Here is a 15884-nt window from a genome sequence, read left to right as displayed (position 1 = left end):
CGAAAACCCGTTGTCCTCTCCCCGTCGCGCGGGGATGCTGAACCGGAGAAAATCCAGTCAGGAAAGGGAAAGTCATGTACACGGCGGTTGACGGTGCTCGGGTTCCGATCCGGATGTGGGCGGACCCCACTTCGGTCGAGGAGCAAGCGATGCGCCAGCTGCACAACGTCGCCAACCTGCCGTGGGTGCACGGCGTCGCGGTCATGCCCGACGTCCACTACGGCAAGGGCGCCACGGTGGGCAGCGTGATCGCCATGCGTGACGCGGTGTCGCCGGCCGCGGTGGGGGTCGACATCGGGTGCGGGATGAGCGCGGTGCGCACCTCGCTCACCGCGGCGGAGCTGCCCGACGACCTCGGCCGGTTGCGGCGGCGCATCGAATCGGCCGTGCCAGTGGGTTTCGGGCTGCACAAGACGCCCGTGAACCCGGCGAAGGTCCACGGAGTGGGCGGCTGGGACGCGTTCTGGAAGTCGTTCGGCGACCTCCACGAGGGCGTGCAGGGCCTGCACGACCGCGCGGCGCGTCAGATCGGCAGCCTCGGCGGCGGGAACCACTTCATCGAGGTGTGCCTCGAGCAGGGTGGCGCCGACGAGGGCCGCGTGTGGCTGATGCTGCATTCGGGGTCGCGCAACATCGGCAAGGAGCTCGCGGAGCGGCACATGGCCGTGGCGCGAAAGCTCCCGCACAACGCCGGCCTGCCCGACCGCGACCTCGCGGTGTTCGTGGCGGGCACGCCGCAGATGGCGGCGTACCGGCGCGACCTGTTCTGGGCGCAGGACTACGCGGCGCGCAACCGCGCGACGATGGTCGCCCTGATCAAGCTCGCCGTCGCCGAGGTGATCCCGGGGACGACGTTCGACGACGCCATCAGTTGCCACCACAACTACGTCGCCGAGGAGACCTACGACGGCGTCGACCTGCTCGTGACCCGAAAGGGCGCGATCCGGGCCGGCGCGGGTGACCTCGGGATCATCCCGGGCAGCATGGGTACCGGCTCGTACATCGTGCGTGGGCTCGGCAACCGGGATTCGTTCGAATCGGCTTCGCACGGCGCGGGGCGGCGGATGTCGCGGACGAAGGCGCGCAAGACCTTCACCGCCGCGGACCTCGCCGTGCAGACCGACGGCGTCGAATGCCGCAAGGACTCGGGCGTCGTGGACGAGATCCCGGCCGCGTACAAGGACATCGACGCGGTGCTGCGGGCGCAGACCGACCTCGTGCAGGTCGTCGCGCACCTCAAGCAGGTCGTTTGCGTGAAGGGGTGAACGTGCTCGCGGGGCGGTTTTCCGCCCCGCGAGCCCGCTACCCTGGCGCCATGACGAGGTGGGGAGCGGTGGCCGCGCTGGCGGCCGCCGGAGTGCTGCTGGCCGGGTGCGACCAGGTCAACTCGGCCGTGGACACGGCGAACTCGACGGCCGACAAGGTCAGCGCGTGCACGCAAGCGCTGGGCCTGGCGGACCTCAATCCGCTGGTCGACCCGGACAAGCTGAAGGCGCGTGCGCAGGACAAGGAACAGCGGCTGCGCGCGCTGGCGGCCGACGTGCAGGAGCAGGACGTGAAGAACGCCCTGCTCGGCATGGCCGACTCCTACGTCGAGGTCCAGAAGGAGCACATCCAGGACGCCGGCGTGGTCGCCGCGTGGGCCAAGCGCAACGTCGCGAAGCTCGACGCGCTGCGCAAGGCCTGCAGCTAGCGCCGCGCCCGTACGGCGGCGGCCAGCGAGGGCTGCGTGGACCCCGCCACGCCGGTCCGGCGCCGCAGCGTCCAGAGCAGCCCGAGGCTCGCGAGGACCAGACCACCGGCCCCGGCGGCGGCGAAGCCCCAGGCCGGAGCCGAGTGGTCGATCACGAAGCCGACCACGGGGCTGCCCACGGCCAGCCCGAGGCGCGCCGACGCGTCCTGCAGGCCCATCGCCTCCCCGCGCACGGCGGGCGGCGCGAGCGTGCTCACCGTCTCCGTGGTGGCCGCCAGGGTCGGCGCGCACAGCAGGTTCGTCGGGATCAGCAGGAGCATCAGCAGCCACCACGGCTGGACCGCGAGGCCGACGGGCAGCACGAGCGCCGCCAGCAGCAGCATCAGCACCCCCTGCGGCAACGACCGCTTCACGGCGCCGTGCACGATCCCGCCGAGCATCGACGCCGCGCACATCACCGCGATGACCAGGCCCGTCCAGCCGACGTCGCCGTGGGCGCGCAGCGCCGCGAGCGTCGCGACCTCCGTGCCGACCAGGCAGAACAGCGCGCTCGCGGCCACCAGCAGCGTCGCGAGCAGCCTGCCGGTGAGCCACGACCGCAGCGGCGGCCGCACGGACCCGACGGGTGCGAGCTCGTCCTCGTTGCGGATCGGCGGGTTGAACAGGAAGGTCAGCAGCGCCGTGCTCCCGAACAGCAGGCCGATGCCGGTGAGCGTCGGCGTCGCCGACAGCGAGGTGAGCGCCGCGATGCCGGCCGCCGGGCCGATCATGAACGACGCCTCGACGAGGATCGTGTCGAGGGAGAACGCCGCGCGCCGGTGCTCGGCGGGCACGAGCGCGGCCAGGATCTGGCGCGCCAGCGAACCCGCGGGCACGGACAGGAACCCGGCCGGCAGCGCGCACGCCACCAGCACGGGGTAGGACAGGTGCGGCGCGGTCACCCAGAACGCCGTGGACGCGGTCCCGCACACGGCGACCACCGGGCGCAGGCCGTAGCGGTCGATCGTCCGGCCGAGCAGCGGCGCGCCCAGCGCCATGCCCAGCGTGGTGGCGGCGCCGACGATCCCCGCGGCGCCGTAGCCGTGGCCGAGGTCGGCGACCACGTACAGGGTGAGCGTGACGCCGGTCATCGTCATCGGCACGCGCGCGAAGAACATCAGCGCCATGGACGGTCGGACTCGGGGCAGGGTCAGCACCTGGCGGTACGGCTCGAAAGGCACGTACCCGATGAGAGCAAATCCTGGTACGCGCGTGCAACTTCTTTTGGGGCGACGTCGGTGACACCCGCCGGGGCCGGCCTCGTCCACGGGTGGGTTTCGCGGGCGCGTTCGTCCATCTCGAAGACGGTTTCCGGTCCTGGTTCTCCTCGATTCCGAAAGGCGTTCACGAACCTTTTCCGCGTTCGGCCGGCCTGCGGTGCGGTGCGCATTCGAGCGCGAGCCCGGGTTTCCTATTTCGGCGCTCTTTCACGCCCAGGTCGGGGCGGAAAACGGGGTTCCCGGGGACTACTCCACCTGTGGCGGTGCGTGCGTGGGGGACACCCCGTCCGGAGCAGTGGCGACACGCGGTCCGACGGAGTGATGAGGGTAAACGATCACGAACTACGCCCGTGTGGGTGAGCGACGTGGCCATTCGTGGAGTACTGCTACTCCGAGTCTGGTTCACGATCGATCAGGATGATCTTCAGGGGGATGGGCAAGCCGCCCACGTTAATCAATTGCGGGCATGTTCACCTCGGACGGATTCGGCACGTAAGGGTTAGAAAACGTCCCTATCCGGTGATCGGCTGGTGCTGGGTCGACACGGCGGGTATCGATTTAACGCGTCAGGTCCCCAGAGGCCAGGAGGTAAGGAATGAAAGGCAAGATTGGGCGGATCATCGCCTTGGTAGCCGCCGGCAGTCTGCTGGCCGTCGGCACCTCGGGGATGGCCTCGGCGAGCCCGGCGGGTGGCAAGGGCTCGTCGGCAACCGAAGCCGTGGGTGCGCAGGTGCTCCAGATGCGGGACGACCTGACCAAGGCCGCCTACGCGGGCAACGTCAACGTGACGCGCGCCGATCTGGGCAAGCTCAGCCCGGTGCTCGGAGACCTCGCCGCGGGCAAGCGCTACCAGATCCAGTCGGAGACGCAGCAGCTCTCGGGTGCGGCCAAGACCCGGGCGGACGAGTCCAGCCGGCTGCTCGCCGACCCGACCGCCACGCCGCGCCAGCTGCCGCCGCTGCCGCTGCCGCCCATCCCGGACCTGCCCGGTCCGCTGAAGATCGTGAGCGACCTGCTCAAGGCCCTGCTGGGCGCGGTGACCGGCATCCTCGGCGGCCTGCTGGGCGCCGTGCCGGTACCGCCACTGCCGGTGCCGCCACTGCCTGCCCCGGGGGCGTAACACACCCGGAACAGGGGGGATCCGAGGCCTGGTGCGGTTCGCCGCACCAGGCCTCGGTCATTTCCGCGCCAGTCCGAGCCGCAACGCCCCGGCCAGTTCGGCCACGGCCTCGCGGAACCGGCTGCCCACGCCGGTGAAGTTCAGGAACCCGTGGATGAGGTCCGGCTGGCGGCTCACCGCCACGGCAACACCCGCCTCGCGAAGCTTCTGCGCGTAGGCCTCGCCTTCGTCGCGCAGCGGGTCGAAGCCCGCGGTCATGATGAACGCCGGCGGGAGTCCACTGTGGTCGGTCGCGACGAGCGGCGACAGGCGCGGGTCGGCCTTGTCGGTGCCCGCGGGCACGTAGTGGCCTTCGAACCAGTTCATCGACGCGTCGGTGAGGAACAGCTTCTCGCCGAAGATCTCCCGCGAGCGCCGCCGGACCGTGAAGTCGACGGCGGGGTAGATCAGCAGCTGGAACGCCGGTTTCGCGCCGCCGCGCCGCGTCGTCTCCAGTGCGACGACGGCGGAGAGGTTGCCGCCCGCGCTGTCGCCGCCGACGGCGATGCGGTCCGGGTCCGCGCCGAGTTCGGCGGCCTTGGCGTGGGCGTAGTCGAACGCGGCGAGCGCGTCGTCGACCGGCGTCGGGAACGGGTGTTCCGGCGCCATCCGGTACTCCACCGAAAGCACGCGCACGCCGGCGTGCTTCGCGAGGTAGCGCGCGGCGTTGTCGTGCGTCGCGCGGGAGCCGACGACCCACCCGCCGCCGTGGAAGAACACGAGCAGCCCGGACGGCTCGGGCAGTCCGGCCGGCGTGTAGAGCGTGGCGTCGAGCGACGCGTCGCCGGAGGGGATCACGACGTCGCGCACCGACACCGGCTCGATCGACTTGCCGCTGACCAGGTGCCGGCCCAGCTCGAGCCCGAGGCGCGAACCCTCGACGGTGTCGCCGACGAGCGCGGTGCCCGTGAGCTGCTGCAACCGCAGGAGCAGCTGGGCGTCGAGGGCGAGCTCCTGGCCGTCGCGGCGCAGGGGCGGGCCGGCGATGAGCCGCCGGACCGGCCGGGGCAGCCAGAACACGAGCTGCGCGGCGGCGGCCTGCGCGCGGACCTGGAGCGGGATCGCCATCGTTCCTCCTCGGCTGAGGGCCCCGACGTTACCCGTGAGTAGGTAGTGGGTCCAGATGTGAGCGAGGACTCCGTCCCAAATCCTGGTCCTCCAGTTAAGTGGAGGGGCTAGCCTCGAATGCGTGACTTCAGCCAAGACGGTCAGGGTGCTCGGGATCGGCGGATCGCTCCGCGAGGGGTCGCAGTCCGAGCGGGCCCTGAAGATCGCACTCGCCGCCGCGGCCGAGCTCGGGGTCAGCACCGAGCTGATCCCCGGACCGGAGCTGGTCCTGCCGTTCTACGACACGGCGGCCCGCGAGCGCGACGACCGCGCGAAGCGGCTGATCGAGAGCATCCGCCGCGCCGACGGGCTGATCGTCGTCTCGCCCGGTTACCACGGGGCCCTGTCCGGGCTGGTCAAGAACGCCCTGGACTACGTCGAAGACCTGCGCGAGGACACCCGCCCCTACCTCGACGGCCGCGCGGTCGGCCTCGCCGCCGTCGCCTACGGGTGGCAGGCCGCCGTCACCACGCTCGACCAGCTGCGCACGATCACGCACGCGCTGCGCGGCTGGGCCACTCCGCTGGGTGGTTCGATCAACTCCGCCGAGACGAAGTTCGACGAAGCCGGCGGCGCGTCCGACGAGAAGAGCGTGCGCACGTTGCGCCTGATCGGCCGCCAGGTGGCCGAGTTCACCCTTTCGCGCTGAGGTTTCATCGGCTGTTCGCCGGGTATACCGGCCGTGATGCCTGCCATGCGGTGGCAAGGTTCCGCTGATGTGGAACGTTGTTATCGATGAGACGCTGAGCCAGGCGTCCCGACAGGAGGTAGGCAGAGGAATGGCTGATCCGATCTACACCGCGACCGCGACCTCACGCGGCGAGGGCCGCAACGGCGAAGTGACCTCGTCCGACGGGGTCATCGACGAATCGCTGGCGATTCCCAAGGAGATGGGGGGCCCTGGCGGCGACAAGACCAACCCCGAGCAGCTGTTCGCCGCCGGCTACTCCGCGTGCTTCCACAGCGCGCTGCAGGCCGTCGCCCGCGGGGCGAAGGTGACTCTGCCGGAGTCGACCGTGACGGCCGACGTGAGCCTCTACAAGCAGGAAGTGGGCTTCCAGCTCGGCGTCGCGCTGCACGTGACGCTGCCCGGCCTGGACCAGGCGCAGGCCGACCAGCTGGTCGAACAGGCTCATCAGGTGTGCCCCTACTCCAACGCGACCCGAGGCAACATCGAGGTCACGCTCTCGGCCGCGGTCTGACCCGAACCCGCCTGGTTCCGCTCACCACGCACAGGAAGGACACCTCGAGATGGCCAACTCACCCATCAAGAGCCCGCTGAGCGAGGCCGACAAGGAGATCACGGGCAACGCCCTCCAGGCGACGCTCGTCGATCTCGTGGACCTGTCGCTGATCGCGAAGCAGGCGCACTGGAACGTCGTGGGCAAGAACTTCCGCAGCGCCCACCTGCAGCTCGACGAGCTCACCGCCACGGCCCGCCAATACGTCGACGAGGTCGCCGAGCGCGCCAACGCGATCGGCGTCTCCCCGAACGGCAAGGCGAAGACCGTGGTGGAGTCCTCGGGCGCCCCGGAGTACCCCGACAACTGGCAGTCGGTGGAAGCCACGGTCGCCGCCATCGTCGACATCCTCGCGTCGCTCATCGAGCGCCTCCGCAAGCGCATCGACGAGACCGACAAGAGCGACCTCGTCACGCAGGACCTGCTGATCGAGATCACGCGGGCGCTGGAAGAGGCGCACTGGATGTGGCAGGCGCAGCAAGCCTGACGCGTTCCGCTTCGGCCGGGCCGCTCACCTCCGGGTGGGCGGCCCGTTCGTTTCCGGTCGGATGCGGGCCTGCGGGGCGCACCACCCGGTCAGCCGGTCCATGATCTCCAGCACCCGCTCGCCGGCCGGATCTTCGTCCGCCTCGCCAGTTTCGACTTCGAGCTCGGCGAGGGCTGCGTAACAGGTGCGCAGCACGTCGTCGCGGTCGGTGCCGGCGGCGACCGCCGTGGTGGCGACCTCCTCGAGCTCGTTCGCATCGCCGCGGCGGGTCGCGGCGAGGACGGCCGCGGCCAGCTCCGGGTCCGCGCCTCGGGCCGGTTCCCGGTAGCGGTTGTCTGGTGGATCGGTTTCGGTCATCAGGCGGATTGCCACGGATGCGGGCCGTGGACCGCGCGGTGTTTTCGGGCGGCTGCCCTGGTTCTCGGCGGGCTCGGGGTTTTCCGTTGTGCGCTTCGCAGCACGCGCGTCGCTTCGCGCCCCTGCACGACTGGCCCGTTCGTGCGTTTTCCGCACGAGGGGACCGTTCGCACCACCGAGCACGGGCTTTTCGCACCGCTTCCGTGTTCACTTGAACGCATGGCAGCACTCCGCCCGCCGATGGACCGGCTCCAGCTCGGCCACCTGAGGCACTTCGACAACCTCTCGCGCCAGTTCCGCAACGACTGGTCCCTCATGCAGGGCAAGGGAACCGGCCAGGACGACTTCGGCGGTTACCGCTTCCAGCTCGCGTACATGGCCTACGCGCTGGCCCTCACGCACCGGCACCGGCTGCCCGCCGCGCCCGGGCTGTTCCGGCCGATCCTGCGGCGGCTCATCGACAAGATCCTGATGCCCGAGGTGTGGCTGTACTGGCGCGACGTCAGCCGCGGCGGCGCGGTGTTCAACGCGCACCTGGCGGAGCTCCACGAGGAGTGGGATCCCGTCGTGCGCGACAACATCATGTACAGCGCGTACGTCCAGTCCATGGCGCTGCTGCACGACTACCTGTTCGCCACCGACGAATTCAGCCGGCCGGGTTCGCTGACGTTCCAGCACTGGTCGTACTTCTGGGGCGGTGAGGAGAAGCGCTTCGAGTACGACCGCGAGTCGCTCAACGAGCACATCTACTGGCAGATGGTGGAAAACGGCTACCTGGGTGTCGCGTGTGAACCCAACTGCGTGTTCCAGATCTGCAACCAGCCCGCCATCCTCGGCTTCCGCCTCCACGACCTGATCACCGGCGGCAACCGCGCCGAGGAGGTGGTGGCCGGGTACGAACGCGCGTGGGCCGACTTCGGCCGGCTCGACGAAACGGGCCACTACAACATGATGATCCTGTCCGATTCGAAACGCGTGCGGCCGAACGAAGCGCCGTCGCCGTGGGTGGACGCGTGGTGCGGCGCGCTGATGAACATGTGGAACCGCGACTTCGTCCACGCGGGCTACCCGGAGCAGGTGCGCAAGTTCCTCGTGGCCGGCCCGGACGGCACGCGGTCCGTCCGCTCGGCGCCCACGCGCCAGGTGATGGGCCAGCCCGTCATCACCGACACGTGCGACTTCGGCTGGGTTTCGGTGTGGGCGTCCGAAATGGGCGACACCGACACGCTCGACAGCCTGCTCGCCCACGCCGACCGCTTCATGAACCCGACTTGGCGGGACGGCGGCCTCTTCTACCCGCGCAACGACGTCCCCGCCGACGCCGACGGCAACCGCACCGACATCGAACCCATGAGCGGCAACGTTTTGCTCGGCTACGCGCGGCTCAACACCCCGGACGGTTTGTGGGGTCTCTACAACGACCCGTGGCCGGCGAGTCACTTCGAGGAACCGGCGCTCACGGTCGTCGACCGCGACGTCGAGGTGAGCCAGGCCGAGGTCGTCGACGGCGTGCTGCGCACCCGGCTGCGCCGCACCCCGGACGTCCCGGGCGAGGGCACGGTGACGATCGGCCGCGTGCCCGGCCGGTGGCGCGCCTGCCTCGACGGAGCGGATCTCGATGAGAACGCGCTCGAGCGGACGGAAGAGGGTCTCGTCTTCCGGTGCGGTCCCGAAGCTCAGGTCCTGGAGGTGACGCCGCTGAAATAGAGGGGCCCACCGGGCGGGTGGCATGCGCTGTCGCGGGCGGGGGCGCGGCAGTACGGTCGCAGACATGGTGCTGCATCAGGGGACACAGGACGCGTCAAAGCGGCAATCGGGCACGAATCCCATGTACGCCGGGGCGGATCCGGCGGTGGCGGCGGATTTCGTGATGCCGCACGTGCGGCTGCGCGACACTTCGCTGCCGCCCGATGCGGCGTTGCAGCTCGTGCGCGACGAGCTGATGCTCGACGGCAACGCGCGGCTCAACCTGGCCACGTTCGTCACCACGTGGATGGAACCGCAGGCGCGTGACCTGATGGCCGAGTGCGTCGACAAGAACATGATCGACAAGGACGAGTACCCGCAGACGGCGGAGCTGGAGCGCCGCTGCGTGAACATCCTCGCGGACCTGTGGCACGCGCCCGACCCCACGGACATCATGGGCTGCTCGACCACCGGTTCGTCCGAGGCCTGCATGCTCGCCGGCATGGCGCTCAAGCGACGCTGGTCGAAGCTCGGCCGCACCGGGAAGCCGAACCTGGTGATGGGCGTGAACGTGCAGGTGTGCTGGGAAAAGTTCTGCGAGTACTGGGAAGTCGAACCGCGCCTGGTGCCGATGGACGGCGACCGCTACCACCTCTCCGCCGAAGAGGCGGTGAAGCGGTGCGACGAGAACACCATCGGCGTCGTCGCGATCCTCGGGTCCACTTTCGACGGCAGCTACGAGCCGGTGGCCGAGATCGCCGCGGCGCTCGACGAGCTGCAGTCGCGCACCGGGTGGGACATCCCCGTGCACGTCGACGGCGCGTCGGGCGCGATGATCGCGCCGTTCCTCGACGAGGACGTGGTGTGGGACTTCCGGCTGCCGCGGGTCGCGTCGATCAACACGTCCGGGCACAAGTACGGCTTGGTGTACCCCGGCGTGGGCTGGGTCGTGTGGCGCAACCGCGCGGCGCTGCCCTCGGAGCTGGTGTTCAACGTCAACTACCTCGGCGGCGACATGCCGACGTTCGCGCTGAACTTCTCGCGCCCGGGCGCCGAAGTGGCCGCGCAGTACTACACGTTCGTGCGCCTCGGCCGGGAAGGCTTCCGCGCCGTGCAGCAGGCCTCGCGCGACGTGGCCCTGCACCTGTCCGACGCGATCGCCGAGCTGGGCCCGTTCCAGCTGCTCACGCGCGGCGACCAGCTGCCGGTCTTCGCCTTCACGACGAAGCCCGACATCACCGCCTACGACGTCTTCGACGTCTCCCGCCGACTCCGCGAACGCGGCTGGCTCGTCCCGGCCTACACCTTCCCGGACAACCGGACGGACCTGGCGGTGCTCCGGGTCGTCATCCGCAACGGCTTCACCCACGACCTGGCCGACCTCCTGCTCGACGACCTCCGGCGCACCCTCCCCGAACTGGAACGCCAACCCGCCCCCCAACACGAAGCCTCGACCTCGACCGCCTTCCACCACTGACCCTGGCTTCGCCGCACACGGGCCGGACTCCGCGATGCGGCGCCTCGTCCGACTCCAGCCCCGCGCTTGCGATCCGGCGGCTTCGGTCTGCCGGCGCGTTCGCGTGCGCGGATCTGTTGGCCGATCTTTGGGGCCGAGGGGCAGGCGTTGGATGGGCGCGCCTCCCGATTCGGCCCGACTTCGCCAGCCCACGGACTGCGTTGCGGCCGGCAGGAACCCGGCCGCCTGCGTCGATTTCGGTAACCAAGAGATTCCGCGGGTAGAGGACAAGGCGTCATGGTCGCCGGGCCGGGTGTCCCAGCGTTGGCTGGTCCAGGCTTCGCGGACGAGGCGTCGGATCACGATGATCGCGGTCATCAACGCGAGCAGTGCGTTGATGACGACCGCTCGACGTTCCGTGCGGGACAGGGTGAAGTTGAAGCCGCTACCCGCGAAATCTCTTACCCATTGACCAATCTCAGTCGGTGGACGTCAGCTACTCCGGTGCCCACGGGCACGTTCCGCTGGCCCTGCTGCCGGCCGCGGTGGCGGGCGTCCTACCTCACCGGGCTGTCGGGCAGTGCGCGGATCATGCAGTTGCGCGCGACCGCCCGCAAGCACCGCCGGGCCGACCGCAGGGCTGTGAAGGCCGAGGCCAAGGACTCGTCGAAGGCCCGGCGGTAGCCCGGACTACCGGGAGCCCGCCACAGGGTGCGGCTTGTAGAAGGACTCCTCCAGGTAGGCGGCCTCGTGCGGCTGGTAGGGCTCCGCCAAGTAGGCGGCCTCGTCTTCGTCGAGTTCGACATCGACCGCGGCGAGGGCGTCGGCCAGCTGGGCCGGCTTGGTGACCCCGACGATGGGCGAGGTCACCGCCGGGTTGCGCATGACCCAGGCCAGGGCGACCTGGGCCGGGGACAGACCCCGCTTGCCCGCGATCTCGTGGACGCGCTCGGCCACTGCCTGGTCCCCGTCGCGGTAGAGGATCTTGCCGCCCTCGTCGGTCTCGGCCCGCGCCGTGGCGGTGTCCCGGGTCCGCGTCAGCCTGCCCCGCGCCAGCGGGCTCCACGGGATCACGCCGATGCCCTGGTCGGTGCAGAGCGGGAGCATCTCCCGCTCTGCTTCTCGGTGGATGAGGTTGTAGTGGTCCTGCATCGACACGAACCGGGTCCAGCCGTTCAGGTCAGCCAGGTACAGGGCCTTGGCGAACTGCCAGGCGTGCATGGAAGAGGCTCCGAGGTAGCGGACCTTGCCGGACTTGACCGCGTCGTGCAGCGCCTCGAGGGTTTCCTCGATCGGGGTGTCGTAGTCCCAGCGGTGGATCTGGTACAGGTCGATGTAGTCGGTCCCCAGTCGCTTCAGGGAAGCGTCGAGCTCGGCGAAGATCGCCTTGCGGGACAGCCCGGCGCCGTTCGGGCCGGGGCGCATCCGCATCCAGACCTTGGTGGAGAGGACGACCTCCTCGCGCCGGGTGAAGTCCTTGACCGCCTGGCCGACGATCTCCTCGCTGCTTCCGGCGCTGTACCCATTGGCCGTGTCGAGGAAGTTGACGCCGCCCTCGAGGGCCTGCTTGATGATGTCCCGGCTGGCGTCCGCGCCCAGCGACCAGGGCTCGCCGCCCCGGTCCGGCTCGCCGAAGCTCATGCAGCCGAGGGTGATGGCGGAGACTTCCAGTCCGGTCGTTCCGAGTTTGATGTATCGCATGCTGCCGAACCTAGGAGCTGGAGTGCGCTCTAACGCAACACGTCTCGGTCCGGAATTCGGAGGCGTGGGGCATGTGTGCCCCTGTCAGGTTTCGTCCGTTTCGGCCAGAAGCACCAGAGAACCCCGTGGTAGCGAGTGACAAACTGTCGATTCTCGGCCGAGCGCGTGGGGCACTACTCAGCCCCCCGACGGCAAATCGCCCTCGCGGGTCCGTCGCCACGACCGATCATCGCTCGATCACCCAGGGATTCCGATGGTCCGGGCGGCGGTATCGCGGCGCTCGCGACGGCACCCCACCCGCGGGATCTCCAAGACTCCGACGGCTTTCCGCCACCCGCACCGGCTTCGCACGGGCGGAGACGATTGTCCGGACCGGGCGTGCGGGGTCGAGGGGTGCACCGTGCCATGGGCTTCGAGCCGGCGGCGGGCTGGGTGTCCCGACCCGCCGTATCCGTCGGTTCGGTCAGCCGCGACGTCGGCGGCTTTCCGCCACCCATACCGGCTTCGTACGGGCGGAGACGATTGTCCGGACCGGGCTTGCGGGGTCGAGGGTGCACCGTGCCATGGGCTTCGAGCCGGCGATGGCGGGCCGGGCGTCCCGACCCGCCGTATCCGTCGGTTCGGTCAGCCGCGACGTCGGCGGCTTTCCGCCACCCGCACCGGCTTCGGAGAACCGTGGCCGGGCCGGGTTTCGGAGCACAGCGTGCATCGCGGGCATGGGCCACGTCGGCGGAGTCGACGTGTCGGCCCCGAAGCTCGTGCATAGCTGGTTGTCCGGACCGGGCCCGCCGGGGGTCGGGGCGAGCGCACCCGCGGCGTCGGCCCGGAAAGCCAGGCCGGGCTGCGCTGCGGGCAGCCCGGCCGACGAGGTGGCGGCCGCGGGTCAGCGGCGGGGCTTCGCCCGCAGGTACTGGTCCGGCCAGGTGACCTCGCCGCCCAGGGTGTGGGCGGCGCGCTGGGGCCAGTGGGGGTCGCGCAGGAGGGCGCGGGCGAGGAACACCGCGTCGGCCGCGCCGGTGGCGACGATCTGCTCCGCCTGCTCCGGTTCGGTGATCATGCCGACCGCGCCGACGGGCACGGCGGTCTCGCGGCGGATCCGCTCGGCGAACGGCACCTGGTACCCCGGGCCGATGGGGATCTTGGGGTGGGGCACGTTGCCGCCGGAGGAGACGTCGACGAGGTCGGTGCCGCGGTCGGCGAGCAGTTTCACCAGGTGCACGGAGTCCTCGACGGACCAGCCGCCGTCGGCCCAGTCGCTGGCTGAGATGCGGGCGAGCAGCGGCACGTCGGGGCCGATCTCCTCGCGGACGGCATCCGTGATCTCCAGCGCGAGCCGCGTGCGGCCCTCGAAGTCGCCGCCGTAGCGGTCGGTGCGGGAGTTCGACAGCGGGGACAGGAACTGGTGGCCCAGGTAGCCGTGCGCGAGGTGCAGCTCGACCAGGTCGAACCCGGCGGCGAGGGCGCGGCGGGCGCCGGCGGCGAAGTCGGCGGGGATGCGGGCGACCTCGTCGGTGCTCAGCGGGCGCGCCGGGGCGTAGTCGCCGAACGGCTGGTCGTCGGCGCCCACGCTCTGCCAGCCGCCCTGGTCGGCGGGCACGGTGCCGGTGCCCTCCCACGGCCGGTGCGTCGACGCCTTGCGCCCGGCGTGCGCGAGCTGCGTGCCGATCACCGTGCCGCGCGCGTGCACGAACTCGGTGATCCGGCGCCAGGCGGCGACCTGGTCGTCGTTCCAGATTCCCGCGTCCTGCGGGCTGATGCGGCCTTCGGGCGTGACGGCGTTGGCCTCGGTGAGGATCAGCCCGGCGCCGCCGGTGGCGAACTGGCCCAGGTGGACGAGGTGCCAGTCGTTCGGCAGCCCGTCGGTGGCGGAGTACTGGCACATCGGCGAGACCCACACGCGGTTGGGCAGCGTGACGCCTCGCAACGAGATCGGGGTGAAGAGTCGGCTCACGATTCGATGTAACACCCAGTGGTGGTGGTCTCGTCCCGGTGCGGTGGCGATACTCACGAGTAATGTCAGTGACATGGGTCTTGCGGCAGACGAGCGCCAGGCGCTGAGCGCGCTGTTCGAAGAGGTCGGCCCCGAAGCGCCGACGCTGTGCGAGGGCTGGACCGCCCGCGATCTCGCGGCGCACCTCGTCGTGCGCGAACACCGGTTCGACGCCGCGCCGGGCATCATGGTGCCCGCGCTCGCCGGGTACACGCAGCGCGTGCAGGACCGCTACGCCGCCAAACCGTGGCCGGTGCTGGTGGACCAGGTCCGCCGCGGCCCGTCGCCCTGGTGGCCGACGGCCATCGGCCCGCTGAACGAGCTCACCAACGGCGCCGAGTTCCTCGTCCACCACGAGGACGTCCGCCGCGCCCAGCCGGACTGGCAGCCGCGCCCCGCGGACCCCGCCCGTGACGAAGCCGCGTGGCGCCTCGTGCGCCAGTCCGCGAAGCTCAACCTGCGCAAGGCGCCCGTCGGCGTCGTCCTCAAGCACACCGACGGCCGCACCGCGCAGGTGAAGTCCGGCACCCCCGTCGTCACGATCACGGGCGATCCTGTGGATTTGCTGCTGTTCGCCTTCGGCCGCGACGCCGTCCACGTCTCGTTCGACGGTGACCCCTCCGCGGTCGACCGCTTGAAGGCCATGAGCCGCGGCCTCTGACCCGGTGGTCTGGAGTTCGTGAGCACCCGTCCGGATCGGGCTGATCACGGCGTCAGTACGATCCGTCCCGATGCTCATCAACGCGCGCCGTGCTCCCGGCTGGGTCAACGGGACCGGCTGGAAGGTGCGGCTGCGGGAGGTCCGCCCGTCGGACCGGCGCACCCTCACCGGCTTCGACCGCGACGCGGACAACCCGGGCGGCTACCGCCACTGGGCCCGCCACCGCCGCGGCGCCGATCTCCACTTCGCCATCGAGGCGCTGCACAACCGCACGCTCGTCGGCTCCATCTGGGTCTCGGCGGACCCCACCACGGGCACCTTCAGCTACGGCATCGGCGTCGGCGCGCAGCACCGCCGCTGCGGCTACGCCGCCGACGCCGTCACCATCCTGCTCACGCACATGTTCGGCCGCTGCGGGTACCGCAAGTGCGAAGTCAGCGTCAGCGGCAGCAACTTCGCCTCGTTGTCCCTGCACGGCGAACTGGGCTTCCGCGAGGAAGGCCGCCCCCGCGACACCGAACTGCTGCTCGGCGAGGTCAAGTTCCCCGTGCTGATGGGCCTCACCGCCGCCGGCTTCGCCGCGCACCACCCGGCCTTCACCGCCTCCCGCGTCCCCCCGCGCCCCACCCGGGGCCGCCACTGGCGCACCCCCCGCCGCGGCCGGCACTGGCGCGCCCGCACCGCCGCGGCCTGAACCACGCCCTGGCCCGCCCTTCGCTCGACGAGCAGAACGGCGCCGGCTTCTCACGCCTCGGCTGGTGCCTGGCGCGGGTGTGCCTTCGCGCGCGGTGGCAGTACCCACCCTCCCGGGGCCTGCCCATGATCCATTTTACCGCCGAGCACCGACAAAACCCGCTGCTCAGCCGACCTGTCCACACCCGACGCGAGTTGTGGACAAGCCCGCAGCGCTGGAATCCGGACGAGGCGGCTGCGAAGGAGTCTCGACAGCCCCGCCGCGAGTTGGGCACGGGCCCGCAGCGCTGGAATCCGGACGAGGCGGCTGCGAAGGAGTCTCGACAGCCCCGCCGCGAGTTGGGCACAGGCCCGCAGCGCTGGAATCCGGACGAGCCGGCCGTGAAGGAATCTC

The 15884-nt window shown here is 70.6% G+C and carries 16 protein-coding genes; 11 read left to right on the top strand and 5 right to left on the bottom strand.

Translation table 11 applies throughout. The features are described from left to right. Positions 1 to 74 precede the first annotated feature (74 nt). Together ACIA77_RS08220 and ACIA77_RS08215 are read left to right on the top strand one after the other, a co-directional pair. A complete protein-coding gene (locus ACIA77_RS08220) occupies positions 75 to 1265 on the top strand; it encodes an RtcB family protein (protein ID WP_395885097.1) in 1191 nt (396 codons plus the stop codon). A gap of 50 nt (positions 1266 to 1315) precedes the next feature. After that, positions 1316 to 1693: a hypothetical protein gene (locus ACIA77_RS08215; protein ID WP_395885096.1), complete on the top strand. Its 378-nt coding sequence runs from the start codon at positions 1316 to 1318 to the stop codon at positions 1691 to 1693. Here the strand turns inward: ACIA77_RS08215 and ACIA77_RS08210 are convergent. After that, positions 1690 to 2859: an MFS transporter gene (locus ACIA77_RS08210; RefSeq protein ID WP_395885622.1), complete on the bottom strand. Its 1170-nt coding sequence runs from the start codon at positions 2857 to 2859 to the stop codon at positions 1690 to 1692. The genes ACIA77_RS08215 and ACIA77_RS08210 overlap by 4 nt on opposite strands. A 688-nt stretch (positions 2860 to 3547) precedes the next feature. On the opposite strand from ACIA77_RS08210, the gene ACIA77_RS08205 reads away from it, so the two are divergent. Continuing rightward, entirely contained in the window at positions 3548 to 4072 is a 525-nt protein-coding gene (locus ACIA77_RS08205; protein ID WP_395885095.1) for a hypothetical protein, read from the top strand. 57 nt (positions 4073 to 4129) lie between these two features. Here the strand turns inward: ACIA77_RS08205 and ACIA77_RS08200 are convergent, their stop codons facing one another. Next, entirely contained in the window at positions 4130 to 5179 is a 1050-nt protein-coding gene (locus ACIA77_RS08200) for an alpha/beta hydrolase (protein WP_395885094.1), read from the bottom strand. 121 nt (positions 5180 to 5300) lie between these two features. Between ACIA77_RS08200 and ACIA77_RS08195 the strand changes: the two genes are divergently transcribed. The 3 genes from ACIA77_RS08195 to ACIA77_RS08185 all read left to right on the top strand — a co-directional run bounded on the left by ACIA77_RS08195 (position 5301) and on the right by ACIA77_RS08185 (position 6946). Beyond that, the gene (locus ACIA77_RS08195; RefSeq protein ID WP_395885093.1) at positions 5301 to 5867 is read left to right on the top strand and encodes an NADPH-dependent FMN reductase; all 567 of its coding nucleotides are present in this window, start codon (positions 5301 to 5303) and stop codon (positions 5865 to 5867) included. Between the two features lie 130 nt (positions 5868 to 5997). Next, on the top strand, positions 5998 to 6420 hold the full coding sequence (locus ACIA77_RS08190) for an organic hydroperoxide resistance protein (RefSeq protein ID WP_395885092.1): 423 nt from the start codon (positions 5998 to 6000) through the stop codon (positions 6418 to 6420). 49 nt (positions 6421 to 6469) lie between these two features. Continuing rightward, positions 6470 to 6946 carry a Dps family protein gene (locus tag ACIA77_RS08185; RefSeq protein WP_395885091.1) on the top strand — a complete coding sequence of 159 codons (477 nt, stop codon included), beginning with the start codon at positions 6470 to 6472 and terminating at the stop codon, positions 6944 to 6946. Positions 6947 to 6970: 24 nt separating this feature from the next. Here the strand turns inward: ACIA77_RS08185 and ACIA77_RS08180 are convergent, their stop codons facing one another. After that, positions 6971 to 7303, bottom strand: a complete 333-nt coding sequence (locus ACIA77_RS08180; RefSeq protein WP_395885090.1) for a hypothetical protein — start codon at positions 7301 to 7303, stop codon at positions 6971 to 6973. A gap of 219 nt (positions 7304 to 7522) precedes the next feature. Here ACIA77_RS08180 and ACIA77_RS08175 point away from each other — a divergent pair, with 219 nt between their 5' ends. From ACIA77_RS08175 to ACIA77_RS08165, 3 genes are all read left to right on the top strand, one after another. Beyond that, positions 7523 to 9010, top strand: coding sequence for a hypothetical protein (locus ACIA77_RS08175; protein WP_395885089.1), 1488 nt, complete (start codon positions 7523 to 7525; stop codon positions 9008 to 9010). Positions 9011 to 9074: 64 nt separating this feature from the next. Further along, positions 9075 to 10466, top strand: a complete 1392-nt coding sequence (locus tag ACIA77_RS08170) for a glutamate decarboxylase (RefSeq protein ID WP_395885088.1) — start codon at positions 9075 to 9077, stop codon at positions 10464 to 10466. A gap of 483 nt (positions 10467 to 10949) precedes the next feature. Then, complete coding sequence (locus ACIA77_RS08165; RefSeq protein ID WP_395885087.1) at positions 10950 to 11129, top strand: hypothetical protein; 180 nt, start codon at positions 10950 to 10952, stop codon at positions 11127 to 11129. A gap of 6 nt (positions 11130 to 11135) precedes the next feature. Here ACIA77_RS08165 and ACIA77_RS08160 read toward each other — a convergent pair whose 3' ends face one another. Together ACIA77_RS08160 and ACIA77_RS08155 are read right to left on the bottom strand one after the other, a co-directional pair. Continuing rightward, positions 11136 to 12146 (bottom strand): aldo/keto reductase, encoded by a 1011-nt coding sequence (locus tag ACIA77_RS08160; protein WP_395885086.1) that lies wholly within the window; start codon positions 12144 to 12146, stop codon positions 11136 to 11138. A gap of 883 nt (positions 12147 to 13029) precedes the next feature. Continuing rightward, a complete protein-coding gene (locus tag ACIA77_RS08155) occupies positions 13030 to 14097 on the bottom strand; it encodes an NADH:flavin oxidoreductase/NADH oxidase (RefSeq protein ID WP_395885085.1) in 1068 nt (355 codons plus the stop codon). A gap of 73 nt (positions 14098 to 14170) precedes the next feature. Here ACIA77_RS08155 and ACIA77_RS08150 point away from each other — a divergent pair, with 73 nt between their 5' ends. Further along, the gene (locus tag ACIA77_RS08150) at positions 14171 to 14797 is read left to right on the top strand and encodes a TIGR03085 family metal-binding protein (protein WP_395885084.1); all 627 of its coding nucleotides are present in this window, start codon (positions 14171 to 14173) and stop codon (positions 14795 to 14797) included. A 70-nt stretch (positions 14798 to 14867) separates the two neighbouring features. Further along, on the top strand, positions 14868 to 15491 hold the full coding sequence (locus ACIA77_RS08145) for a GNAT family N-acetyltransferase (protein WP_395885083.1): 624 nt from the start codon (positions 14868 to 14870) through the stop codon (positions 15489 to 15491). Positions 15492 to 15884 lie beyond the last annotated feature (393 nt).

The sequence above is a fragment of the Amycolatopsis sp. NPDC051903 genome (assembly GCF_044452505.1).
GTDB lineage: Bacteria > Actinomycetota > Actinomycetes > Mycobacteriales > Pseudonocardiaceae > Amycolatopsis.
Note: the sequence above shows the minus strand (reverse complement) of the source record. Positions and strands in the feature narration are given on the sequence as shown.